The sequence below is a fragment of the Roseitranquillus sediminis genome, assembly GCF_016918935.1.
In the GTDB taxonomy this organism is placed as follows: domain Bacteria; phylum Pseudomonadota; class Alphaproteobacteria; order Rhodobacterales; family Rhodobacteraceae; genus Roseitranquillus; species Roseitranquillus sediminis.
Genome location: NZ_JAFFOB010000019.1, coordinates 244,324 through 267,553 on the forward strand (window position 1 = coordinate 244,324; position 23,230 = coordinate 267,553).

At 68.8% G+C, this 23,230-nt stretch carries 17 protein-coding genes; 8 read left to right on the top strand and 9 right to left on the bottom strand.

The annotated features are described in order from the left end of the window. The first annotated feature begins 76 nt into the window (after positions 1 to 76). Positions 77 to 1,678 (top strand): VPLPA-CTERM-specific exosortase XrtD, encoded by a 1,602-nt coding sequence (gene xrtD, locus JM664_RS14665; RefSeq protein WP_227420665.1) that lies wholly within the window; start codon positions 77 to 79, stop codon positions 1,676 to 1,678. 338 nt (positions 1,679 to 2,016) lie between these two features. Here xrtD and JM664_RS14670 read toward each other — a convergent pair whose 3' ends face one another. From JM664_RS14670 to treZ, 4 genes are all read right to left on the bottom strand, one after another. Further along, positions 2,017 to 3,822: a methyl-accepting chemotaxis protein gene (locus JM664_RS14670; protein ID WP_227420666.1), complete on the bottom strand. Its 1,806-nt coding sequence runs from the start codon at positions 3,820 to 3,822 to the stop codon at positions 2,017 to 2,019. Further along, positions 3,815 to 4,114, bottom strand: coding sequence for a hypothetical protein (locus tag JM664_RS14675; protein ID WP_227420667.1), 300 nt, complete (start codon positions 4,112 to 4,114; stop codon positions 3,815 to 3,817). Before JM664_RS14675 ends, JM664_RS14670 begins: the two co-directional genes overlap by 8 nt. Before the next feature lie 82 nt (positions 4,115 to 4,196). After that, complete coding sequence (gene treY / locus JM664_RS14680; RefSeq protein WP_227420668.1) at positions 4,197 to 6,476, bottom strand: malto-oligosyltrehalose synthase; 2,280 nt, start codon at positions 6,474 to 6,476, stop codon at positions 4,197 to 4,199. Next, positions 6,473 to 8,224 carry a malto-oligosyltrehalose trehalohydrolase gene (treZ, locus tag JM664_RS14685; RefSeq protein WP_227420669.1) on the bottom strand — a complete coding sequence of 584 codons (1,752 nt, stop codon included), beginning with the start codon at positions 8,222 to 8,224 and terminating at the stop codon, positions 6,473 to 6,475. Before treZ ends, treY begins: the two co-directional genes overlap by 4 nt. Before the next feature lie 147 nt (positions 8,225 to 8,371). On the opposite strand from treZ, the gene JM664_RS14690 reads away from it, so the two are divergent. Both JM664_RS14690 and JM664_RS14695 read left to right on the top strand, forming a co-directional pair. Next, the gene (locus tag JM664_RS14690) at positions 8,372 to 9,130 is read left to right on the top strand and encodes a M48 family metallopeptidase (protein WP_227420670.1); all 759 of its coding nucleotides are present in this window, start codon (positions 8,372 to 8,374) and stop codon (positions 9,128 to 9,130) included. Positions 9,131 to 9,209: 79 nt separating this feature from the next. Continuing rightward, positions 9,210 to 10,763, top strand: coding sequence for a phospholipase D-like domain-containing protein (locus JM664_RS14695; RefSeq protein ID WP_227420671.1), 1,554 nt, complete (start codon positions 9,210 to 9,212; stop codon positions 10,761 to 10,763). Here JM664_RS14695 and JM664_RS14700 read toward each other — a convergent pair. Next, positions 10,760 to 13,438 (bottom strand): bifunctional acetate--CoA ligase family protein/GNAT family N-acetyltransferase, encoded by a 2,679-nt coding sequence (locus tag JM664_RS14700; protein ID WP_227420672.1) that lies wholly within the window; start codon positions 13,436 to 13,438, stop codon positions 10,760 to 10,762. The two genes, JM664_RS14695 and JM664_RS14700, sit on opposite strands and share 4 nt — an antisense overlap. A 94-nt stretch (positions 13,439 to 13,532) precedes the next feature. On the opposite strand from JM664_RS14700, the gene JM664_RS14705 reads away from it, so the two are divergent. Further along, entirely contained in the window at positions 13,533 to 14,495 is a 963-nt protein-coding gene (locus tag JM664_RS14705; protein ID WP_227420673.1) for a PfkB family carbohydrate kinase, read from the top strand. A 56-nt stretch (positions 14,496 to 14,551) separates the two neighbouring features. After that, a complete protein-coding gene (locus JM664_RS14710) occupies positions 14,552 to 16,525 on the top strand; it encodes a protein-L-isoaspartate(D-aspartate) O-methyltransferase (protein ID WP_227420674.1) in 1,974 nt (657 codons plus the stop codon). A 153-nt stretch (positions 16,526 to 16,678) separates the two neighbouring features. Here JM664_RS14710 and JM664_RS14715 read toward each other — a convergent pair whose 3' ends face one another. Further along, positions 16,679 to 17,422, bottom strand: coding sequence for an alpha/beta fold hydrolase (locus tag JM664_RS14715; protein WP_227420675.1), 744 nt, complete (start codon positions 17,420 to 17,422; stop codon positions 16,679 to 16,681). 159 nt (positions 17,423 to 17,581) lie between these two features. On the opposite strand from JM664_RS14715, the gene JM664_RS14720 reads away from it, so the two are divergent. The 3 genes from JM664_RS14720 to JM664_RS14730 all read left to right on the top strand — a co-directional run bounded on the left by JM664_RS14720 (position 17,582) and on the right by JM664_RS14730 (position 20,540). Beyond that, the gene (locus JM664_RS14720) at positions 17,582 to 18,076 is read left to right on the top strand and encodes a GNAT family N-acetyltransferase (protein ID WP_227420676.1); all 495 of its coding nucleotides are present in this window, start codon (positions 17,582 to 17,584) and stop codon (positions 18,074 to 18,076) included. A gap of 95 nt (positions 18,077 to 18,171) precedes the next feature. Further along, entirely contained in the window at positions 18,172 to 20,124 is a 1,953-nt protein-coding gene (gene thrS / locus JM664_RS14725; protein ID WP_227420677.1) for a threonine--tRNA ligase, read from the top strand. A 209-nt stretch (positions 20,125 to 20,333) separates the two neighbouring features. Beyond that, positions 20,334 to 20,540: a cold-shock protein gene (locus JM664_RS14730; protein ID WP_227420678.1), complete on the top strand. Its 207-nt coding sequence runs from the start codon at positions 20,334 to 20,336 to the stop codon at positions 20,538 to 20,540. 262 nt (positions 20,541 to 20,802) lie between these two features. Here JM664_RS14730 and JM664_RS19040 read toward each other — a convergent pair whose 3' ends face one another. The 3 genes from JM664_RS19040 to thyX are packed head-to-tail and all read right to left on the bottom strand — an operon-like array spanning position 20,803 to position 23,078. Next, positions 20,803 to 21,411: an SLATT domain-containing protein gene (locus JM664_RS19040; RefSeq protein ID WP_406675807.1), complete on the bottom strand. Its 609-nt coding sequence runs from the start codon at positions 21,409 to 21,411 to the stop codon at positions 20,803 to 20,805. Continuing rightward, entirely contained in the window at positions 21,308 to 22,171 is an 864-nt protein-coding gene (locus JM664_RS14740) for an SMODS domain-containing nucleotidyltransferase (protein WP_227420679.1), read from the bottom strand. Before JM664_RS14740 ends, JM664_RS19040 begins: the two co-directional genes overlap by 104 nt. Further along, positions 22,158 to 23,078: an FAD-dependent thymidylate synthase gene (thyX, locus tag JM664_RS14745; protein WP_227420680.1), complete on the bottom strand. Its 921-nt coding sequence runs from the start codon at positions 23,076 to 23,078 to the stop codon at positions 22,158 to 22,160. The genes JM664_RS14740 and thyX overlap by 14 nt, the downstream gene beginning before the upstream one ends. Positions 23,079 to 23,230: the final 152 nt, after the last annotated feature.

Consider the following 23,230-nt stretch of genomic DNA (forward strand, 5'->3'; position numbering starts at 1 on the left):
GGACCGCTCGCGCGACATCGTATTGCCGCATTCGCGCGATCTGAGCCACAGTGGTTCCGAGCGAGGGTCAAGCGCAATGTCAGTAGCGAGTTACGTGTCGCGAGCGCCGAGAGAGCTCGGCTCCTTCCTCACATGGGGCTTGCTCTGGCTAGCCGTCGCCACGCTCGGTGCGGGCGTGTTCTTTAGGGACGGCATCGCCGAGCTGCTTGAGGCGTGGCAGCTCCCGGAATACAGTCACGGCCCCCTGATCCCGGTCCTCTCTGCTCTGCTCTTCCTGCGGCAGCTCAAGGAAGTGCCAGTCCGGCATGGCGCGCTGCCTGACCGCTGGCCAGGTGTCCCCGTGCTCGTCCTTGCCGTGATGATCGGCTTTCTGGGCAACCTGTCGATGGTGGGCGACCTGGTGGCCTACGCGCTCATCATCTGGGTCTACGGGATTTTGCTCGTCAGTTTCGGGTGGAATACCGGCAAGCACTTCTGGCCGCCGGTCGTGCACCTCGTCTACATGCTACCTTTGCCGGCTGTGCTCTACTACAAGGTCTCGACCTACCTGCAGTTCATCTCGTCCGAGCTCGGGGTCGTCTTTCTCAAGCTGCTCGGCGTCTCCGTCTTCCTCGACGGCAACATCATCGACCTCGGCGTCTACAAGCTCCACGTGGCCGAGGCGTGCTCGGGTTTGCGCTACCTGTTCCCGATCCTGTCGTTCAGCTACATCTTCGCGGTGCTCTACCGCGGTCCTATGTGGCACAAGGCCGTGCTGCTGATCTCGGCCGCTCCAATCACAGTCCTGATGAACTCGGTCCGGATCGCGATCGCGGGCGTCGTCGTCAACGTCTACGGCGTCGAGTGGGTCGAGGGCTTCACGCACTTCTTCGAGGGCTGGGTGATCTTCATCGCCTGCATCCTCATCCTGTTCCTGCTGGCGTGGTTCCTGCTCTTCCTGCGCCGCGACCGGCTGAGCCTCGTCGACGCGCTCGACCTCGACACGTCCGGCCTCGGGGCGCAGGCGGCCAGGCTGCGTCTGATCCAGCCGTCCCGCGCCCTAATCACCGGCGCGCTCCTCATGGTGGTGGCGGCGGCGGCCTGGCAGGCGGTACCCGAGAGATCGTCCGTCGTGGTGGAGCGGGACCCGTTCGCCCTCTTCCCTCGCGAGATGGATGGCTGGCAAGCCGGTCCCGCAAGAGGTCTCTCCGCTGGCGTCGAAGGAGTCCTAGCCGCGGACGATTATCTCTCGGTCGACCTCGTCAACGCACAAGCCGCGGCGCCCGTCGACCTCTTCATGGCCTACTACTCCGACCAGACGGACGGCGGCGTTCACTCGCCCGAGATCTGCCTGCCCGGTTCGGGCTGGGAGATCGCGTGGCTCGAGCGGGTCGACATCTCGGACGAGATCGGGCTTGGCCAGTCGTTCGACCTGAACCGCGCCATCATCCAGAAGGGCGAGACGCGGATGATGGTCTACTACTGGTTCGACCAGAAGGGGCGGAAGATTGCGTGGGACATGGCCGCCAAGGTATACCTCATGCTCGACGGGATGACGACCGGCCGCAGCGACGGGGGGATGGTGCGCCTGACGACGCTGATCCGGAACGACGAGACCGACGCTGCGGCCGAAGCGCGCCTGCAGGACGTCCTCGTCGAGGTGATCGAGCCCTTGCCGCGGTTCATCCCCGGCGCATGACCCCCCACCGCCTCGTGAACCGCCAACGGCAGTTTGTGGGCGCCGCGACCTGAGGCCGTAAGGCGTCGTGCATTCGCGCCCAATTCCCGCGGGCGAAGTGGGTAGCCCTTGCTTGCCGCAGGATCCCCCCCTCGACACGTCATCCCGCAGCGCCGGCAAGCGCCGTTGCCGGCAGGGCATAGGCTCGCGCGATTGCCATTTCCACGTTCTGCGATTGGTGCCCGGTCCAGAGGGCGGGATCCGAGAGCCACGGTCTTGGCTCGATATCTACTTTCCTACACGCTCCGCCGCGGGATCAGGCGGAGCGGTGAGCCGTCGCGGTCGCGCGTGTGACGGGGTCAGGCCACCGCGTCGAGCGGGCGGGGCCGCAGCGCCGGCCCATGGCCGAGGCTGAAGCGCGAGACCACGCCGCTCAGCATCGCGATCTCGTCGCGCATCCGCTGCGCCGCGACCAGTGCCTGGTCCGCCTCGCTCGACTGCTTCTGGATGTACTGGTCCATGGATCGGACGGCGACGTCCACCTGCTCGATGCCCGTCGCCTGCTCGCGCCCAGAGCTAGACACTCCGCCGATGTCCTCGGCGAAGCGGGACATCGCCTGGTGGATCTCGCTCAGCACACTGCCGGTGTCGCCGACCATCATCACACCGGCTTCGACGCTTGCCGTGCTCTCGGCAATCAGCTTCGCGATGTCGGCCGCCGCTTCGGTGGAGCGCTGCGCCAGGCTCCGCACCTCCGAGGCCACCACCGAAAAGCCCTTGCCGGCCTCGCCCGCCCGTGCCGCCTCGACGCCGGAATTGAGCGCGAGCAGGTTGGTCTGGAATGCAATGTTGTCGATCACGTCGCTGATCTGCGAGATCTGGCGGGCGCTCTCCGCAATCCGGTTGACCGCCTTGATGGCCGCCTCGACCTTCTCCCGGCCGATCTTGGTCCGCTCCGAGATGCCGATCACGTTTCGCTCCGCCTCGGTGATGAGGCCCGCATTGCGCGTCACTGCATGCGACAGACTGTTCATGGTCGCCGACGTCTCCTCGAGCGAGGCCGCGTTCTCCTCGGACAGGCGCGCGACGACTCCGGCCGCCTGCTCGATCTGGTCGGCGGCCGCGCGGCTGTTCTCGACCGAGCTCAGGATCGCTTCGACCACCTGCCGCTGCGCTAGCGCCGTCTCGTTGACGCTCTGCCTGAGCTGCTCGAAGCGCCCCTTCTGCGGCAGGCCAATTGTCGAGGTCAGGTCGCCTGCCGCGACTGCCTCCATGTGCCGCCCGAGGCCGTCGATGAAACCGTCCAGAACGTCGAAGAGCGCATTGAGCCGCTCGGCGAGCCGCGCCAGCGTCTCATCGTCGAATTCCGCCGAGATACGGCCGGTGAGGTCGCCTTCAATGCCACGCGCGATGAGGCGCGAAAATTCCTCCTCGAGGGTCAGCAGCATCTGTCGCCGCTTCTGCTCGTTCTGCTCCTCGGAGGCACGCGCCAGGCGATCCGCCGCGCGCGCGCGCTTGGCCTCGGCCTCGGCCTGACGCGTCGCTTCCTGCGCCTGCCGGCGCGCCTGTTCCGCGTCGGCGAGCGCAGCCTCCGCACGCGCCGCTGCCCCCTCCGTAGCGCGGCGGCTCTGCTCGTTCTCGACGCTCATCTGCCGGCGGTTGCGTATTGCCATGACGATGGCAATCGTTTCGCACGCGACGATGGCGCCGTGCAGCAGCGTGCGCTCGATGTTCTCCACGATGTCCGCGCTGGGATAGACCAACGCGGGCGCGAAGAGGCCAAGCGACAGGTGGTGGACGACGATCAGTCCCGTCGCGACCAGCACTGCCTGCACGTCGACCAGCGCAACCAGGGCGGCCAGCGCGGCGAAGAAGGCCATATGGCTGTCGATCTGCCACGGATGACCGGCGAAGGCCGAGGTCAGCGCGACCGCCTGCCCGATCAGCGCCACGGCGGCGCCCGAGCGCAGGGCGGATTCTCCGATCCAGCGCGTGGCGTGGCCCAGTCCCGCGAAGAGCAGCGACGCGCCCAATGCGAGGGCCAGCGGTCCGCCAGCAAGCCACGCGGTCACCGCCACGACGGGCGCGCAGACCCAGCTCGTGAGCAGGATGAAGTGCGCCGCCTCGCGACCCGCGAGTTCGTTTCCATCCATCGTGTCAGCCATTGGGCCCCCCGCACATCCACTTGATTCCGGTGCCGTCGCGCACCAGCCACGCGCCCGCATCGAGGAGGCGATCCGCAAGTTCCGCATCGCCGGCCGCCAACACGGCGAGTGGTGCGCGGCCAAGCCCGATCACGCGCCCGCCGGCCGCCTCGACCGTCGCCGCCGGGTCCACCCACGGCGGCGTCACGACCAGCAGCGGCGCCCCTGCGACAGGCCGCGCCACGGCAATCGCGGCAGCCGGCCCGATGCCGAACGCCGCGAGAAAGGCCGCTCCGATTATAAGTCGCGTCACGCCGTTGCCCATCGTCCGGGTTCGACGTCCGCTTCGCATGGAATTGGCTAACGATAGATGAAGCGCCGTCGGCGGCGCCGGCCTACTCCCAGTGCATGGACACGGACGACTCGCTGCGATCCTGCTCGCCCGGCCAGATCGCTCCGTCGTCGGGCGGAGCGGCGCCAGAGACGTCCATCGTCACCACCAGCGTCCGGTCGCCGGCGACGCGCCGCATTGTCCAGCGCATCTCCGCCGCACGCTCGAAGTGCGCCTCCGCCTTTGCGAAGAACTCCGCCTCATCGCGCCGCAGCCATGCCAGCTTCCGCGTCAGACGCGCCTTGCGTCCGTCGGCACCGTCTTCCCCGGCCAGCCGAGCCAGCCGATCGAAGTCGACCGGGCGCCGGTTGTCAGGGTCCGTCAAAAAGTGATGGCCTGCCTCGGCACCCTGATAGATGTCCGGGATGCCTGGCATTGTCATCTTGAGGGCAAGTTGTATCTCCGATAGCGCCCGCCCCCGCTCCATGATGCTGGTCGCCGCAGTTGGCAAGTGCCGGCCCCAGTCTGCCGCGAGTGCCCGCGCCCAATCGAGCGCCGGCGTCTCGGCCTCCTCCACCGGATCGGTCCAGAAGGTGATACGCTTGGCCTCACGCAGCGCCTTCTCGGCATGGTCGGCCAGGCGGTCCCCCAGGTCCGTCGACGCCTCGTCCCAGATCGCCAGGAGCGACTGGCAGAGATACCAGCGAAAGTTCGCGCTGACGTCCGAGGCGCCGGGCACGCGGGACGAGGCGTCCCGGTAGAGCGTCACGAAGTCCTCCGGGAAGTGGCTGATCGCCACCAGCCGCATCCGCGCATCCTCGCTCCGCTTGGTGTCGTGACTCGACGTGAGCGTCAGACCGGCGGGCTGCACCCTGAGCCGTTTCTGCAGTCGCCAGTCGAAGCCGCCGGCATCGAGCGTGGCATGGTCCGGCTCGGCCCCCACCTCATTGGCGGCGAGATAGCGATTATAGCGGAAGGAGGCCGTGTCTTCATGCGCCTTGGCGAGCAGCGCCCCGGTCACCTGCTGGAAGCGGGCGCGAAAGGCGACCTCCTCCTTGGTCTTCGGGTTGCGGACAACCTCGGCGAGGAACCGGATCGCAGCATCCGATCGCGGCCGCTCCACCGCCTCGGCGACCACCGCCTCCCACAGCGACGCGTCCTCCTCGCGCGCAGGATCCTTGTCGAAGTAGGTGCGATAGCGCGGGAAGGCGACCAGCAGCGCCCCGATCGCCTCGCGCAGGAACTCCGGCCCCACCTCGACGTGTGGCGCGCGGTCGGCTGCGCGCTGCGCGAGACCGATCAGCTGGTGCAGCTCTGCCGCCAGCTCGTTGCGGAGCACTTCGCCCTTCGCCTGCCGCAGCGTCTGCATGAAACTGCCGGTTCGGCCGGTCGTCTGCCGCCACGCCGAGTCGAGGCGGACGAGGCCTTCGTCATCCGTCAGCACTTGCGCGATGGCACGCGCGGCCTCGTATCCGGTGGTGCCCTCGACCGGCCACTCCTCGGGCAGGTCCTCGTCCCCGACGAGGATCTTCTCGACCCAGATCGGCCGGTCGCCCACCCGCTCGCGCAGGCGGCGCAGGTACCCGGTCGGGTCCGCGAGCCCGTCGACATGGTCGACCCTCAGCGCGGTGACGAAGCCTTCGTCGACCAGGTCGAAGGTCAGGCGGTGCATGTCCTCGAACACCTCCGGCTCCTCGATCCGCATCCCGATCAGGCCGGTGATGTTGAAGAAGCGGCGGTGAGTGATGCCGTCGCGTTCCAGCCGCCAATCGGCCAGGCGCCACGGCTGCGACGCATGCAACTTTCGCAGGGCTGGGGGGTCGAGGTCGTCTGGCACACTCCCGGGCCGCAGCGGGATCTCGAGCGGGCCGTCAGTCAGGACGGGCCCGTCGGCCGCCTCGGCCACGGCAATGGCGCCCTCGGCGAGCCGCGTCTCGAAAGGCGCCGCCAGAAAAGGCAGGATCAGCCGCCCCTTGGACCAGTCGATGTCGAAGTGCCGGGCGTAGCGGCTCTCGCGGCCGTGGCGGAGCACCTCGCGCAGCCAAGGGTTCTCGGGCGAGAAGGCAGTATGGTTCGGCACGATGTCGAGGATGACGCCCATCCCACGCTCTCGCGCGGCACGGGCGAGGCGCGCGAAGCTCTCGCGCCCGCCGAGTTCCGGCTCGATCTCCGTCGGGTCGATCACGTCGTAGCCGTGGGTCGAGCCGGTGCCGGCGCGAAAGATCGGCGAGAGGTAGAGGTCACTCACGCCGAGATCGTCGAGATAGGGCAGCAGCCCCTCCACCGTCTCGAACGTCACCCCCGCGCGGAGCTGAATCCGGTAGGTCGTGCTTGGCAGCCTCATGAAACCTGCACCTCGATGGCATAGTCGTTGGTCTCGAGGTTGCCCCATTTCAGGACCGCCTCGCCGCTGGCGGCGCCACCCTCGGCGCGGGTGCCGAGGTTCGCCCGCACCGTCAGCGTGCCGTCGCAGAACGGCCAGCTCGCCGTCAGGCTGCGCGGACTGGTGCGCTGCACCTGCGCTGGCCTGGCTCGACCTGACCGCACCAGCGGCACCACGCGCTCGTGGCGCAGCGCCAGCGCCTGCCGCGTCAGCTCCCGCCACTCGTCCGCATCCGGGCCGTCCAGCGGCCGCGAGGCCTCGAACGTTGCCGGATCGGTCGGGTCGGGCACCCGGCCGGTGAAGCTCTCGAAGTCGGCGAACTCTTCCGCGCGGCCCTTGCGCGTGGCCTCCGCCAGCTCGCCCTCGAAGTCCACGAAGAACTGGAACGGCGCGCGCGACCCCGCCTCCTCGCCCATGAAGAGCATCGGCGTGAAGGGGGCGACCAGCAGCAGCACATGCGCCACCTTCACGCCCCGCGGATCGTCCGCCAGTGTCAGCAGCCGCTCGCCCCGCGCCCGATTGCCGATCTGGTCGTGGTTCTGGTTGAAGTTGACGAAGGCAGGCCACGGCAGGCCTTCCGCCGGTTCGCCCCGCCGCTCCGACTTCGGCGGCCGCTCCTGCCCCTGCTCGACGTAGCCCTCAGCCAGCGACAGGCAGAGGTCCGCCATCGGGTCGACGGCGTAAGGCGCGTAGTATCCCTCGCTCTCGCAGGTCATCAGGCAGTGGATCGCGTGGTGATAGTCGTCGTTCCACTCGCCGGTGTAGAGGCCCGCCTCGGGGTGGTGCAGCCGCGTGATGTTGCGGTTGTCCTCCGTTGTCAGGTGGATCGGCCGTCCCCAGTCGCGCGCCCGCACCGCCTGCGCCAGCTCGACCAGCAGCTCTGGCTCCGACGGGTCGCGGATCTGGTCCACCGCGTCCAGTCTCAGCCCGTCAAGCCGGAACTCTGTCAGCCAGTAGAGCGCGTTCTCGATGAAGAAGCGCCGCACCTGCGGTTGCGTGTAGTCAATCCCGGCGCCCCAAGGGGTGTGCCGCGCCTCGTCGAAGAAGCGCGGCGCGATCTGGTGCAGGTAGGCGCCGTCCGGCCCGAAGTGGTTGTAGACCACGTCCAGCAGGACCATGATCCCCAGCCCCTGCGCCACCTCGACAAAGGCCTTCATCTCCTCCGGCGTGCCGTAAGCCGGGTGCGGCGCGTAGGGAAGCACCCCATCATAGCCCCAGCCGCGGTCGCCCGAGAATTGCGCCACCGGCATCAGCTCGACCGCCGTCACTCCCAGCCGCGCCAGCTCCGGCAGCCGCTCCGCCGCCGCAGCGAAGGTCCCTTCGGGCGTAAAGGTGCCGACGTGCATCTCGTAGATCACCGCCTCCTCCCACGGCCGGCCGGTCCATTGGCTCGACCAGCGGTAGGCGCGCGGATCGACGAGGCGCGATGGGCCATGCACGTCCCCCACCTGCGCCCGCGCCGCCGGGTCGGGAACCCTGGCGCCGTCCACTTCCAGAAGATATTCCGCGTCCGCCCGCGCAGGAGCCGTGGCGCGGTGGTACCCGTCCGCCTCTTCGACCATGGCGTGGCGCGCCTCGCCTACCAGCACCGCGACCGTCTGCGCGCCAGGCGCCCAGACCGAGAAGGACCAGCCCTCGCCCTCCGGCTCCGCGCCCCAGCTCTTGCGGAAATGCAGCGTGCTTCCCTCGATCCGGCTCTCTCTGGTCACGATGGCTCGATCCCCTCTCGTCCTGCATCATACTCGACAACCGAAGGTCTGGGCGCTGCAAGAGTTCCGGCCGACGGCGATGCCGCGCCGGAACGGCCGCGGAGGCGGTCGCGTTCCGGCAAGGGGAACAGGACGGGGAAGTTCAGCATGTGCATCGGCCACGGGCTCAGCCGGCGTCGGTTTCTCGCAGGTGCCGGCGCGCTCTCCCTCGCCGGCGGCTGCGACGGCGGCTTCCCAATTGATCTCGTCTCCGACGACAGGATCGAGGCCATGGGCCTCGAGGCGTGGCAGCAGATGCACACCGGGACCCGCCGCTCGGACGATGCGGACCTGCAGCGCGCACTGGACACCGTGGCGGGACGACTGCTGACGGCCGCGGGGGAGAGAACCGACGCTTGGGAGGCAGTCGTCTTCGAGGGTCCCGAGATCAACGCCTTCGCCCTGCCCGGCAACAAGATCGGCGTCTTCGAGGGACTGTTCGGCGTGGTCGGCAACCTTGACCAGCTCGCCGCCGTCGTCGGTCACGAGATCGGTCACCTGCAGGCGGAGCACGGGCACGAGCGGGTCAACACGCAGGTCGCCAAGGACCTAGGCCTGCGGGTCATCGCCTTCCTGCTGCAGCAGGGCGACGTGCAGTTCGCCGCCGAGATCGCCGCGGCGCTCGGCCTCGGCGTGGAGTTTGGGCTGGTCCTCCCCTACTCGCGCAATCAGGAGCTCGAGGCGGATCGGCTGGGCCTCCAGATAATGGCCTCCGGGGGCTACGATCCGGCCCAGGCGGTGGACCTCTGGCGCCGGATGGAGGCAGCGGGCGGACCGCGTGCGCCTGCCTTTCTAGCCACCCACCCGGCGCCGGCCCAGCGCATCGAGGCCATCGAGGCCATGCTGCCGGAGATCCGGGCGGGCTGAGGCGCGACAGGATTCCGGTCGGAACCCGGCCTGCGACATCCCGTTTCCCCTCCGGGTGACGAGAGAGACGGGACAAGCAGTGGACGCCGTTGAGCAGACCGACGATGACGCGCTGCCCGTGTTGCGGGGCGGGATACTGCATCCGGGCGACACCTGCTGGCGCCTCGCACGTGCCGATCGCCTCGGCGTGATCGTGGACGCCGCCGACTACTTCGCCGCCGCCCGCGCGGCCATGCTCGACGCCGAGGAGAGCATCCTGCTGATCGGCTGGGACTTCGACCTCAGGATCGACCTTGTCCCCGGCGAGACTGACGACGGCGCACCGCAGGAGCTGGGGCCGTTTCTCAAGCACCTCGTCCGCCGCAAGCCTCACCTGGGCATCCGCATCCTCAAGTGGGACATGGCCGTAGTTTACATGATGAAGAGTCAGTTCCTGCCGCTCATGGCGCTCGACCTGCGCTCGGTCGACCGCATCCGACTGCGCTTCGATAGCAAGCATCCGTGGGGCGCGGCGCACCACCAGAAGATCGTCGTGATCGATGACGCGCTGGCCTTCTGCGGCGGCATCGACATGACGACGAACCGCTGGGACACACGGGACCACCTGCCCGCTGACGAGCGGCGACGCCGCCCGGACGGCGAGCTATCCGGTCCTTGGCACGACGCCACCACCGCCGTCGACGGTGACGCCGCACGGGCCTTGGGGGACCTCGCGCGGGCGCGGTGGCATGTCGCGACGGGGCAGCGACTGCGGCCGCCGCGCTGGCGCCGCCCGATCTGGCCCAAGTCGATCGCGCCACAGATGCAGGACGTGGAGGTGGGCATCGCCCGCACGATGCCTGCCTACGAGGACCGCCCCGCCATCAACGAGATCGAGCGCCTCTACCGCGCCGCGATCCGGGCCGCACGGAAAACGATCTACCTCGAAAGCCAGTACTTCGCCTCCGCAAGCATCTGCGAGGCCATCGAAGAGCGGTTGGCAGAGCCGGATGGACCCGAGATCCTGGTGATCAACCCCGAGTCGATGATCGGCTGGCTCGAGGAGCACACGATGGAGGTCGCGCGCGAACTCCGCCTCGCCTCGATCCAGCGCGCCGACTGCTACGGCCGCTTCGCGATCTGCCATCCGGTCAACGAGGCAGGCCGGCCGATCTATGTCCACGCCAAGGTCCTGATCGTGGACGACCGCCTGATCCGCGTCGGCTCGTCCAACGTCAACAATCGCTCGATGGGCTTCGACACCGAGTGCGACCTGGCCGTCGATGCCACCGACGACGCCACCCGCGCCGCGATACTGGCAATCCGCGACGACCTCCTCGGGGAGCATCTCGACGTGGAGCCGGCCGAGGTGCGTCGCGTCGTCGAGGAATGCGGGTCGCTCATCGGAGCCGTCCGGCGGCTGCAGCGCGCAGAGGGGCGCACGCTGCGTCCCGTGCGGCGGATCGAGGTGAACGAGGCGGAGAAGGCCGTGGCCCGTGCGCACCTCGCCGATCCCGAATTGCCTGGCGGCCCCGAAGGGCGCATCGCCCACATGGCGAAGCGCCTCGCGCTCAGCGTGCCGCTGTCGGCATGGCTCGGGCTTGCCGCGCTGGGCGTCGCCGGCGCAATCTACGAAGTTCGTCGCCGCCGCTAGACCCGGAGGGTAGCGTGCATGACCCCACGCTCTCCCGGCCGGACCCGCAAGTCGAAGCCAAGCTCCGAGACGAGGGCCAGCATCGGCCCGTTGTCCGAGAGGATGTCTCCCTCGACCAGGCTCAGTCCCCAGCTTCGGGCGGTCTCGAGCAACGCCGTCATGAGCTGGGTCCCGATGCCGATGTTCCGGCTGTCGTCACTCACGACCACCGCGAACTCGGCACTTTCGCCATCGGGCTGCACCACGAAGCGCGAGACGCCATGTTGCACCTCCCCGCCCTCCTCCGGCGTCACCGCAAGGAACGCCATCTCGCGGCGATAGTCGATCTGCGTGAAGCGCACCAGCATCTCGGGCGTCAGCACCCGCAGCGCGTGCTGGAACCGAAAGCGCCGCGATTCGTCCGACAGCTTGTGCACGAACGCCTGCTCGCTCTCCGCATCCTCGGGCCGGATCGGACGGATGACGATTTCGCGACCGTCGGGCAGACGGTCGTGGCGGACCAGGTGCCGCGGATAGGGCGCGATCGCCATGTGAGAATAGGGACCTGCTCCCGGCTCCGCCCGCCGCACATGGATGCGCGCGTCGATCACGACTGCGCCGGCGGGATGCGCCAGAAGCGGGTTGATGTCGAGCTCTTCGATCTCCGGCAGCTCGGCCACCATGTCGGCCACCTTGAGCAGCACGTCAACGACGGCCGCGCGGTTTGCAGGCCGCAGGTTGCGGAACTCCCCAAGCAACTTCGAGACGCGGGTGCGCTCGATCAGCCGCTCCGCCAGCACCGAGGTCAGCGGCGGCAGCGCGACGGCGCTGTCGCGGAACACCTCGACCTCGGTTCCGCCCGCGCCGAACAGGATCGCGGGACCGAACACGGGGTCGCGCTTGACACCGACCAGCAGCTCGCGCCCGTCCGTCATCCGCGCCATCGCCTCCACCGTCACGCCGCGCAGTTCGGCGTCGGGACGCCGCGCCCGGACCCGCTCCATGAGCATCGAGTATGCCGCGCGCACCTCGTCGGCATCGCCGAGGTTCAGCTCCACCCCGTCCACGTCGGACTTGTGGCTGATCTGCGGCGACGCGATCTTGAGCGCGACCGGATAGCCGATCCGCTCCGCCACCACGGCCGCCTCATCCGGACTCGCCGCGCCCTCGGTCGTGATCACCGGCACTCCGAAGGCGCTCATGATGCCCTTGCTCTCGTGGTCCGTGAGCATCGTGCGCCCATCGTCCAGCGCCCGGGCGATCGCGGCGCGCGCGGCCTGCAGGTCCGGCTCGCGCAGGTCGCGGCAGGGCTTCGGCATCTCCAGCGACAGGCGCTGGTGCACGGCGTGCCGCGCGAGGTAGGAGAATGCCTCGACCGCGCGCTCGGGCGTCCGAAAATCAGGGATGTGTTGGGCGCTCATCAGCCGCCGCGCCTCGAGCACCGACGTCTCGCCCATCCAGCACGCGAGTAAGGGCTTGCGCCGTGCCCCCTCCGCCGCCGCGACGACGGCCTCGGCACAGGCGCTCGGGTCGGTCATCGACTGCGGCGTCAGCAGCACGAGGACACCGTCGTAGGCCGGGTCCTTCAGGCAGGCCGCCAGCGCCTCGGCATAGACCTCGGGTGTGGCATCGCCCAGAATGTCAACCGGGTTGCGGTGCGACCAGTAGGGCGGCAGCAGACGGTTCAGCGTCTCCACCGTCTCGGGCGAGGGCGGCTCCAGGTGCAGCCGCAGGTCCTCCGCCCGGTCCGCGGCCAGCACGCCGGCCCCGCCGCCGTTGGTCAGGATGCAGAGCCTCTTGCCGGCGGCGCGCTTGTTCGCCGCCAGAATCTCGGCCGCCGCGAAGAGCTGGCCGATGGTCGCCGCGCGCACCGCGCCGGTCCGCTCCAGCGCCGCGTCGAACACCTCGTCGCCGCCCACCATCGCGCCGGTATGAGTGCTGACGGCAGCCGAGCTCACCGCGTGGCGCCCCGCCTTCAGCACCACGACCGGCTTGATCCGCGCGGCCTCGCGCAGCGCGCTGACGAACGACGCGGCATCGCGCACGCCCTCGACGTAGAGCAGGACCGCCGCGGTGCGCGGGTCGCGCGCGAGGAAGCCGATCGCGTCGCCGAAGTCGATGTTGGCCGCGTTGCCGAGCGAGACCAGCGCCGATAGACCCACGTCGTTCGGTCCCGCCCAGTCGGCGATGGCCGAGCAGAGTGCGCCCGACTGCGATACCAGCGCCAGGTTTCCCGGCGGCGGGTTCACCTTGAGAAACGATGCGTTCATCTGATTCCACGGCCGCACGAGGCCGACGCAGTTCGGCCCGAGACTGCGCACGCCGTGCCGGCGCGCCGCCTCCGTCACCTCGTCCTGCAGCCGCCGCCCCGCCGCTCCCGTCTCGGTGAAGCCGGCGCTGAGGATGATGGCGTTGCGCACACCCGCCTTGCCGCACTCCGCAATGATCTTCGCCACCCTCGTCGCTGGCGTCGCGATCACAGCGAGGTCGATCGGCCGCCCGACGTCCGAGACACGGTCGGGACAGCGCCGGCCAGCCACCTCGCTATGCTTGGGGTTGATGGGGACCACGTCGCCCTCGAAGCCGCCCGCCAGGAGGTTCGCGAAGACCTGGCTGCCGACGGACGCGGAATCGCTCGCGCCGAAGACCGCGATCGAGGTCGGGTCGAACAGCGTGGCCAGCGGATGTGGTCCCATGGCTGCTCCTTGCATTGCGTTCGCGCGCCCATCTAGCCGGGCGCCCCGGAACCGCCACCCGAGCCCGCATGTTCGACGGGCGAAAGGAGGCGCGATGACCAGCCGCCGGCCGATCTTTTCATTGGGCAGCATCAACGCCGATTTCCACGTCCGAGTCGACCGCCGGCCCGAGCCCGGCGAGACGCTGATCGGCCGTGATTTCCGCGCGCTGGGAGGCGGCAAGGCCGCCAACGTCGCACTCCTCGCGATGCGGCTGGGCCATCCGGCGCATCTCTTCGGTCGTGTCGGCAACGACGCGCTGGCCGAGCAGGCGCTGGCCCCACTGCGTCTGGCGGGCGTCGACCTGTCGGGCGTCTCGCCCGTCGACGGCTGCGCCACCGCGGTCTCGATGATCAGCGTCCCGCCGGATGGCGACAAGGGCATCGTGCTCGCCCCCAACGCAAATGATCGCTGGGACGAGGATGGCATCGCCGCGCTCGAGGCCAACATCGCCGGTGCGCCGGAAGGCGCCGTTCTGGTGCTCGATTGCGAAGTTCCGGCCGAGGTCGCCGCACGCGCCGCGGCGGCCGCCGGCAGGCGCCGGCTGACGCGCGTCCTGGATCCCTCACCTGCAGAGCGTGTTGACGACGCGCTGCTCGCCGAGGCCGATTTCGTCCTCCCGAACTCCGCCGAGGCCGAAGCACTGACGGGCATCGCCATCGACGACGCTGCCTCGGGCGCCCGCGCCGCACGTCGCCTGATCGACCGCGGCGCGGGAGCCGCCTGCGTCAAGCTGCCGGGCGGCGGCTCGGTGCTGGCAGAGAGAGGCCGCCTCAGCCTCGTCCGTGCGCCGCAGGTGGACGTCACCGACACGACCGGCGCGGGCGACGCCTTCGCGGGCGCCTTCGCGGTGGCGCTCGCCGAGGGCCGCGACCCGGTGGAGGCGGTCCGCTTCGCCACCGCCGCCGCAAGCCACGTCGTCACCGGCTACGGCTCGCAACCGGCCTATCCCGATCGCGAGGACGTCGAACGCCTGCTGGCCGGGGTCCAGGCCGAGCCGCTCGATCCGCCGGACTGACCGGGAACGCGCGGCCCCGCCACCCGTTGGTCTCCTACGGCGGCACGGAGGCATCCATGACCGACGACAGCTTCCGACAGGAGCGCGAGCGAATGGTCGACCGCACCATTGCCGCGCGCGACATCCGCGACCCGCGCGTGCTACAGGCCATGCGCACCGTCCCGCGCCACCTCTTTGTCCCGCCGGAGCAGCGTGGCAGCGCCTACCGGGACATGCCGCTGCCGATCGGCTTCGGCCAGACCATCTCGCAGCCCTACATCGTGGCGCTCATGGCCGCAGCAGCCGAGATCGGACCGGGCGATCGCGTGCTGGAGGTGGGCGCGGGATCGGGCTACGCCGCCGCGGTTCTCGCCGCCCTCGGCGACCACTTTTACACCGTCGAGCGGCATGGCGGCCTCGCCGATGCCGCGGCCTCAGCCCTGCGCGAGGCGGGCGTTCGCAACGTTACCGTCCGCACCGGCGACGGCACGCTTGGTTGGCCGGATGCCGCGCCGTTCGACGCCATCCTAGTCGCGGCAGGTGCGCCGGCTGCGCCCGAGACGCTGAAGCGACAGCTTGCGATCGGCGGCCGCCTCGTCATTCCGGTCAGCGCAGGAAGCTACCAGAACCTGACGGTGATCCGCCGGACCGGACCCAACAGCTATGCCGAGGCGACACACGGCGCCGTGCGCTTCGTCCCACTGATCGGCGCCGAGGGCTATGAGGAAGAAGGTTGCGCGCCCGCCCGCCTCGGCGAGCGCGATCTGCCCGCCGCAATCGACCGCGCCGCAATCCCCCTGCCCGACATCGGCGATCCGGCCTTCGCGAAGGCGTTCGACCGGTTGCGCGGTACCGGCATCGTCGGGCTGGGCGAGGCGACGCACGGGACGTCCGAGTTCTACACCGCCCGCGCCGCCATCACTCGCCGCCTGATCGAGCGCCACGGCGTCCGCATCGTCGCGCTCGAGGCCGACTGGCCCGACGCCGTCCGCCTCGACCGCCATGTCCGCCACCGTGCGCCGCTGGAGCACGACGAGCCGCCCTTCACCCGCTTCCCCACCTGGATGTGGCGCAACGGCGAGTTCCGCGCCTTCGTCGACTGGCTGCGCGAGTTCAACGCCGGCCGGCCGGCCGAGGACCGCGTCTCGCTCCATGGCCTCGACCTCTACGCGCTCGACAGCTCCATCGCCGCCGTCATCGACTATCTCGACGAGACGGACGACGAGCTCGCGCGCCTCGCCCGCCAGCGTTACGCCTGCCTCACGCCGTGGCAGGAGGACCCCACTGCCTACGCCCGCGCCGCCTACAGCAGGTCGTTCGACGCCTGCGAGGACGCGGTCGCCGCCATGCTGCGCGACGTCATGGCGCGGCGCGCGGCCCTCATGCATGAGGACGGCGACGACTTTCTCGACGCAGAGGGAAATGCCCGCCTCGTCGCCTCGGCCGAGCGCTACTACCGCGAGATGTTCCGCGGCCGCGAGAGTGGCTGGAACCTGCGCGACATCCACATGGTCGACACGCTCGACCGGGTGCGGGCGGCGCGCGGCGGCGCCCGGGCGGTGGTCTGGGCGCACAACTCCCACATCGGCGACGCGCGGGCGACCGAGATGGGGCGGCGCGGGCAGGTGACGGTCGGCTCGCTCTGCCGCGAGCGGCACGGCGCGGACGTCCTCCTCGTCGGCTTCGGCACCGATGGCGGCACCGTCGCCGCGGCCGACGACTGGGGCGGCGAGATGCGGATCAAGGACGTCCGCCCGGCGCTCTCCGGCAGCGTCGAGGCGCTTTGCCGCGAGAGCGGCGGCGGCCGCTTCCTCCTCGACTTCACGCGGGATCAGCGCTCGCCGCTCGGCGATGCGCTGCGGGAGGACCGGCTGGAGCGTGCAATCGGCGTCATCTACCGCCCCGAGACCGAGCGGCAGAGCCACTATTTCCACGCTGCGCTGACCGATCAGTTCGACCACTGGGTCTGGTTCGACGAGACGCGCGCCGTCAACATGCCCCCGCACCACGAGCCGCACGGCCCCGCCGACACCTATCCGTTCGGCCTCTAAGGGGCAGCACGTCCGCCCTGCGCGAGCATGCGGCACGGTCGGGAGCGGTCGGCAACCGCGCCTCGGAGATCGACGAAGGCCGGGCGCGTTGGGGTTCGATGCCCCGGCGCCCCCGCCCCCGTCACGGGTCATTCGCGCAGGACTCGCCTGGCCTCAATCCTGCAGCACGTCCTCGACCGTCGCCTCGATCAGCCGCAGGCACTCGAGGCTCGAGAAACGGTGATCCGCCCCCTTGACCAGCGTCAGCCGGATGTCCGGCCCCTCGGCATGATCGAGCAGCCGCAGCGCCACGTCGGTCGGGACGTCGGCGTCGTCCGTTCCCTGCAGCAGGCGCACGGGAAACGGCAGGCGCAGCGGATCGCGCAGGACCAGCCGCTCGCGCCCCTCGTCGATCAGGCGGCGGGTGATGACGTAGGGCTCGTCGCTGTACTCGGACGGCTGCTCCACCCGCCCCTCCTCGACGAGGCGCCGCCGCTCGTCGTCAGAAAAGCCCGCCCACATCGAATCCTCGGTGAAGTCCGGCGCCGCCGCGATGCCGACCAGCGCCGCCACCCGCTCCGGCATCGCACGCGCCAGCAGGAGCGCGATCCAGCCGCCCATCGACGAGCCGACGAGGACCTGCGGCCCCCCGGTCAGCGCGCCGAGCACCGCCGCCGCGTCCTCGGCCCAGTCGCCGATCGCCCCGTCCTCGAAGCGCCCGCCACTCTCGCCATGGCCGGAATAGTCGAAGCGGAGGAAGGCGCGGCCGGTCCGCTCCGCCCAGTCCTGCAGGTGAAGGGCCTTGGTCCCGCTCATGTCGGAGCGAAAGCCGCCAAGAAAGATGACGCCGGGTTCGCGTCCGTCCGTGCGGACGTAGGCGATGCGGCGGCCGCTGTCGGTCTCGAGGAAATCGGTCATGGCGGGACCATCCGGCAGAGCCGCGCAAGCTGCAACCCCCGGCGCCGCGAGGGGGGGCGGCCGGACCGGGGCATCGAACCCCGGCCCGGCCGCGCCTTCGGCGGCACGCTGCTCCGACCTTTGGCTTGACCGCGGCCGCGCGCCGGGGCACCGGGCGGCATGGACAGCACCATCGAGATCCGACCCGCCACGGCCGCCGACGCGGACGGCATCTGGTCGATCCTCCGCCCCGTCATCCGAGCGGGCGAGACCTACGCCCTGCCGCGCGACATGACGCGCGAGAACGCCCTCGCCTACTGGTTCGCACCCGGTCACGCCGTCTTCGTCGCCACCGACGCGAACGAACTCCTCGGGACCTACTACATGTGCGCGAACAGGGCCGGCGGCGGCGCGCATGTGGCGAATTGCGGTTACGTCACCGCCGAGCGGGCGCAGGGCCGCGGCGTTGCCGCCGCAATGTGCGCGCACTCGCTGGAGACGGCGCGCACCCGCGGCTTCCGCGCGATGCAGTTCAACCTCGTCGTCGCGACCAACGAACGCGCCGTGCGGCTCTGGCAGCGGATGGGCTTCGCCATCGCCGGCACCCTGCCCGGCGCCTTCGCGCACCCCGCGCTCGGCGATGTCGATGCGCACGTGATGTACCGACGGCTCTGAGGCCTGCTTGACAGCCCCTCGCGCTGCGGTCACATCGCGGCCTGACATACCCGCAGCCGGGCGTTCCGTGGGCGCCGAACCGACGAGGAGCCGACATGGCCGACCAGATCTCCCTGACATTTCCCGATGGCGCGTCGCGCGAGTACCCCGCTGGGGTGACCGCGGGCGAAGTCGCCGCGTCGATCTCCAATTCGCTCGCCAAAAAGGCAATCTCGGCCCGTGTCGACGGCGCCCACTGGGACCTCGCCTGGCCGATCGACCGCGACGGCGCCATCGACATCAAGACCATGTCCGACGACGCCGAGGCGCTCGAGCTCATCCGCCACGACGCCGCCCACATCATGGCTCGCGCCGTTCAGGAGCTCTGGCCGGACGTTAAGGTGACCATCGGTCCCGTCATCGAGAACGGCTGGTACTACGACTTCGACCGCTCCGAGCCCTTCACGCCCGAGGATCTCGGCGCCATCGAGAAGCGGATGAAGGAGATCATCGCCGCCCGCGACGAGGTCCGCACCGAGGTCTGGGACCGCGCCCGCGCCATCTCCCACTACGAGCAGAACGGCGAGCCCTACAAGGTCGAGTTGATCGAGGCGATCCCCGGCGACCAGCCGATCCGCATGTACTGGCACGGCCCTTGGCAGGACCTCTGCCGCGGCCCGCACTTCCAGCATACCGGCCAGGTCCCCGCCGATGCCTTCAAGCTGATGCGCGTCTCCGGCGCCTACTGGCGCGGCGACAGCACCCGCCAGCAGCTCCAGCGCATCTACGGTGTCGCCTTCCGCAACCGCCAGGACCTCAAGGACCACCTGACCTTCCTCGAAGAGGCGGAGAAGCGCGACCACCGCCGGCTGGGACGCGAGATGCACCTCTTCCACTTCCAGGAGGAGGCGCCGGGCCAGATATTCTGGCACCCGAACGGCTGGAAGATCTACACCACGCTGCAGGACTACATGCGCCGCCGCCAGACAGAGGGCGGCTATGTCGAGGTGAACACCCCCCAGGTCGTCGACCGCAAGCTCTGGGAGGCATCGGGCCACTGGGCGAACTACCAGGAGCACATGTTCATCGTCGAGGTCGAGGAGGAGCACGCGCGCGAGAAGCGCATCAACGCGCTGAAGCCGATGAACTGCCCCTGCCACGTCCAGGTGTTCAACCAGGGCCTCAAGTCCTACCGCGACCTGCCGCTGCGCATGGCGGAGTTCGGCTCGTGCAACCGCTACGAGCCGTCGGGCGCGCTCCACGGCCTGATGCGGGTCCGCGGCTTCACCCAGGACGACGCCCACATCTTCTGCACCGAGGAGCAGATCGAGGAGGAGTGCGCGAAGTTCATCGAGCTCCTCGCCTCAGTCTACCGCGACCTCGGCTTCGAGCGCTTCGACATCAAGCTCTCCACCCGGCCGGAGAAGCGCGTCGGCTCCGAGGAGAGCTGGGACCGCGTCGAGGCCGCGCTCGAGAACGCCATCAAGCAGACCGGCAACGCCTACGAGATCGACCCCGGCGAGGGTGCGTTCTACGGGCCCAAGCTCGACTTCAAGCTGACCGACGCCATCGGCCGCGAGTGGCAGCTCGGCACCTTCCAGGTCGACCCGAACCTGCCCGAGCGACTCGACGCCGAGTACATCGGCCAGGACGGGGCCAAGCACCGGCCCTACATGCTGCACCGCGCCATCCTCGGCAGCTTCGAGCGCTTCATCGGCATCCTGATCGAGAACTACGCCGGCCGCCTGCCCTTCTGGCTGATGCCGCGGCAGGTCGTCGTCGCCACCATCGTCTCGGACGCCGACGACTACGCGCACGAGGTCGTGGCGCGGCTGCGCAAGGCGGGCCTGCGGGCCGAGGCGGACGTGCGGAACGAGAAGATCAACTACAAGGTCCGCGAGCATTCCGTCGGCAAGGTCCCCGTCATTCTCGCCGTGGGCCAGCGCGAGGTCGCCGAGGGCTCGGTCAACCTCCGCCGGCTGGGGGAGAAGCAGACGCAGACCCTGCCGCTCGACGTCGCCGTGACCGAGCTCGCGGCCGAGTCGGTGCCGCCCGACCTGTGCCGCTGAACGTCGACCCCAGGGCGGCGCGGGTGGCTTCTCGCGCCGACTCGCCCGCCCGTTGCGAGGAATCGTTGATTTTTGGCGCAAGTGGGGACACCCTGCCCCTGCGACCGACTTCCAAGACCGCTCCCTCTTCGTGGGGCAGCCGGACGACAGGAATACAGGCTGCACGACCGACCGCATGTCGCGGCGGACAACGAAGAGGAGAAACGGCAATGCCTACCGGCACCGTAAAATGGTTCAACACGACCAAGGGCTACGGCTTCATCGCTCCCGATGACGGGGGCAAGGACATCTTCGTCCACATCTCGGCCGTCGAGCGCGCCGGCATGACCGGCCTCGCCGACAACCAGAAGGTGTCCTTCACCATGACCGAGGGCCGCGACGGCCGCCAGAGCGCCGGCGACCTCAAGGCCCTCTGACGCCTTCGCCGACCCTTCCAAGGCCCCGGCCCACCCGCCGGGGCCTTTTTTTTGCGCTCTGACAGCGGACTTAGGCGCAGAGGGACGCGCCCGAGCCTGGGTGGGCGCGGCGCGGCGGTTGTGGTCAGCAGTTTATCTCGAAAGCCCCGGACGACGGCGGGGCGGCGGGCGACGTCGCCACGCGCCCTCCCGGGGGGAGGGTCGGGCGCGGCCCGGGCTGGTCGCCCGGGCCAAGGGGCGAGCGGGACAAGCAGCATAAATGTTACGCGATAGCCTTGTCACCCTTGTTCCGGTGTTGTTCGCGTTTTATGGAACGAGATGACAGCCAGTACGGCAGTCCGCCAGTATGCGGAGTGCTTGCGATCAGGCGCGCTTTCTCTTCCGATAATATCTCAAGCTTCTCTCGCAAGGCTTGTTCTGAAGCTGAAGAAAACACGTCAATTTCTCGAAATCTACGAGCCCGCGATCGAAGTGCCGCAAAGCTGGTTCCGGCTAGATGCCTCAGAGAAGCCTGTCGGGCCGGCTCCAAGAACGTCAGGAGAACCGTTAGTACGGCAGTTGCGACAGCGAACCTGTGAGTACTCTCAGGAAAGATCGCTCCCGTGGACGACAAGCCAGTAAGTGCGGCAGATAGTGCGCTTGCTAACCCCAGAACGAAGTTTGACCATTGCCACAGCGTCGCAACCTGAAAGTTCGCTTTCTCAGAGTACAGAACATCCTCCTCGATGCGACTCGCCTCGCGCACAAAAGCGGAGGTTGGAAAACCATCAGGTTGCATGACGCGAAAACTGCCCGTTGAAGACATTATCCCAGTACTGCACTGCCATCGTCTCGCGGCCTTCACTCTCGTATGAGCGAGCCTTCTCAGCATATGAGATTGAGCTTCTTATCTTGCTTAGCGCCGATGCCTTTGCTGCCTCGCTGCATGGATAGATGTTCGAGGTCACACCTATGGGGTCGCGGCAGACTGCGAGCTCCGAAGACGACATCTTCCTGAGCACAGTTAAGAAATCGATGCTAAAGACTATTGCTTTTTCATCACGCATGGACCGAGCTGTCCTTATCTCTATGTAGAAGGAGCGTAGACCAACAGACCGAATGTAATTCCAGCACTTGAGGAGGCGTATAAGTTCCTTCAGGCGGCCATTCAAGCCGTTGTTGAGACGATTCACCCAGCCATTGTGACCGGTGGGTGCAGCTCGCATCCAGCCACCACTTCGGTCCGGGATGTCAAACACGCGGTAGCCGCTGCGCGACTCTATGTAGTCGGCTGGAACGATCTCATGGTTCCGCACGCCACTACTCGCGAAAGGCACGACAACAGCAGGAGACCGTACAACAATGCTCGTTGTTGGAAACCTTGTGAGTAGCGAGGAACGGAAGCCCTGCAGGGAGGAGTTCGAGTCTCTTTTGAGCTTCTCGCGGGGAGTTACCGCGAAATAATCAATGTCAGAGTGAATCGGAAGACTTGTTCCATGACCAAACGACCCACTCCGCACCAACTCTGTAGTGCCGAAATCCTTCTGCAGACGACTCAGGATGGCTTCCTTTCTTAGGGTAGCTTCCTGAAGTTCTATTTCGGTGGCCCGAAGACTCCGAACTAGACCATTAAAACCGCTAGAAACACTCATCAACCACCTCCCGAAACTCCCGCCACTCCCTCCCGCTCATCCCGCTCGTCTCCTGCGTGACCTCCTCGCCCGCCAGCATCCGCCGCACGCAGTCAAGCATCTGCGCCGACAGGTGGGCGCCGCCCATCCGGTAGTCCTGGAAGGCGCGCCAGGAGAGCGGCACCCAGTCGGCCACGACGGCGGCGATGGCGTCGGCGTAGGCGCGGATCTCCATCTGAGCGTGGGGGTCGGCGCGCAGGCGCAGGAAGTGGAAGAGGTTGTGCAGGTCGGTCTTCCAGTACCACTGCGTGTAGACGTTGGCGGGCAGGACCATGCGGGCCAGCTCGCGGGCCAGCCCGGTGTCCTCCCCCAGCAGGCTCTCGTAGGTGGCGTAGGTGCGGGTGGCCTCGTCCCGCAGCAGGTCGAGGACGCGGGCGGCGTCGGCCTCGGAAAGCGGCTCGCCACGGCCCTGGTTGTTGACGGCGGACTGCTGCGCGAGGGCCGAGGCGTCGGGCAGGTAGAACTCGCGGTCGAGGATCGAGTAGCGGGCGGAGATCTCGTTGACGTTGGCGGTGCGGTGGCGGATCCACTGGCGGGCGACGAAGATCGGCAGCTTCACGTGCAGCTTGATCTCCGCCATCTCGAACGGGGTCGAGTGCCAGTGGCGCATGAGGTAGCGGATCAGCCCCTCGTCGTTCGAGACGGCCTTTGTGCCGGCGCCGTAGCTGACCCGCGCCGCCTGCACCACGGCGGCATCGTCGCCCATGTAGTCCACCACCCGGACGAAGCCGTGGTCGAGCACCGGGATCGGCATGTGCAGGTGCGCCTCCATCCCCGGCGCCGTGGCGCGCAGGGTCTGGTGCGGCGTCTCGCGGAGGCGGGCGGCTTCCTCGTCGGGTGTCGCTGGCGTATCGGTCATGTCGGTCATCTCGCGCCTCCTAGTGGAGCCCCGATGGTCGCCCACAAGATGTGGTGCCGTCAAGCGCTGGAGGTCATTCGCTTGGGGATAAGAGGTCCGCGACGTGTGCGGGCCAACGCGGTTTCCCCTCGCCCCCACCTGCGCTAGGTCACGCGGCGAAG

What these genes read in the sequence shown, in the direction of transcription:
- xrtD (WP_227420665.1), top strand. Translation starts at nt 77, where the DNA reads ATGTCAGTAGCGAGTTACGTGTCGCGAGCGCCGAGAGAGCTCGGCTCC.
- JM664_RS14670 (WP_227420666.1), bottom strand. Translation starts at nt 3,822, where the DNA reads ATGGCTGACACGATGGATGGAAACGAACTCGCGGGTCGCGAGGCGGCG.
- treY (WP_227420668.1), bottom strand. Translation starts at nt 6,476, where the DNA reads ATGAGGCTGCCAAGCACGACCTACCGGATTCAGCTCCGCGCGGGGGTG.
- JM664_RS14690 (WP_227420670.1), top strand. Translation starts at nt 8,372, where the DNA reads ATGTGCATCGGCCACGGGCTCAGCCGGCGTCGGTTTCTCGCAGGTGCC.
- JM664_RS14700 (WP_227420672.1), bottom strand. Translation starts at nt 13,438, where the DNA reads ATGGGACCACATCCGCTGGCCACGCTGTTCGACCCGACCTCGATCGCG.
- JM664_RS14705 (WP_227420673.1), top strand. Translation starts at nt 13,533, where the DNA reads ATGACCAGCCGCCGGCCGATCTTTTCATTGGGCAGCATCAACGCCGAT.
- JM664_RS14710 (WP_227420674.1), top strand. Translation starts at nt 14,552, where the DNA reads ATGACCGACGACAGCTTCCGACAGGAGCGCGAGCGAATGGTCGACCGC.
- JM664_RS14715 (WP_227420675.1), bottom strand. Translation starts at nt 17,422, where the DNA reads ATGACCGATTTCCTCGAGACCGACAGCGGCCGCCGCATCGCCTACGTC.
- JM664_RS14720 (WP_227420676.1), top strand. Translation starts at nt 17,582, where the DNA reads ATGGACAGCACCATCGAGATCCGACCCGCCACGGCCGCCGACGCGGAC.
- thrS (WP_227420677.1), top strand. Translation starts at nt 18,172, where the DNA reads ATGGCCGACCAGATCTCCCTGACATTTCCCGATGGCGCGTCGCGCGAG.
- JM664_RS14730 (WP_227420678.1), top strand. Translation starts at nt 20,334, where the DNA reads ATGCCTACCGGCACCGTAAAATGGTTCAACACGACCAAGGGCTACGGC.
- JM664_RS19040 (WP_406675807.1), bottom strand. Translation starts at nt 21,411, where the DNA reads ATGCTGAGAAGGCTCGCTCATACGAGAGTGAAGGCCGCGAGACGATGG.
- JM664_RS14740 (WP_227420679.1), bottom strand. Translation starts at nt 22,171, where the DNA reads ATGAGTGTTTCTAGCGGTTTTAATGGTCTAGTTCGGAGTCTTCGGGCC.
- thyX (WP_227420680.1), bottom strand. Translation starts at nt 23,078, where the DNA reads ATGACCGACATGACCGATACGCCAGCGACACCCGACGAGGAAGCCGCC.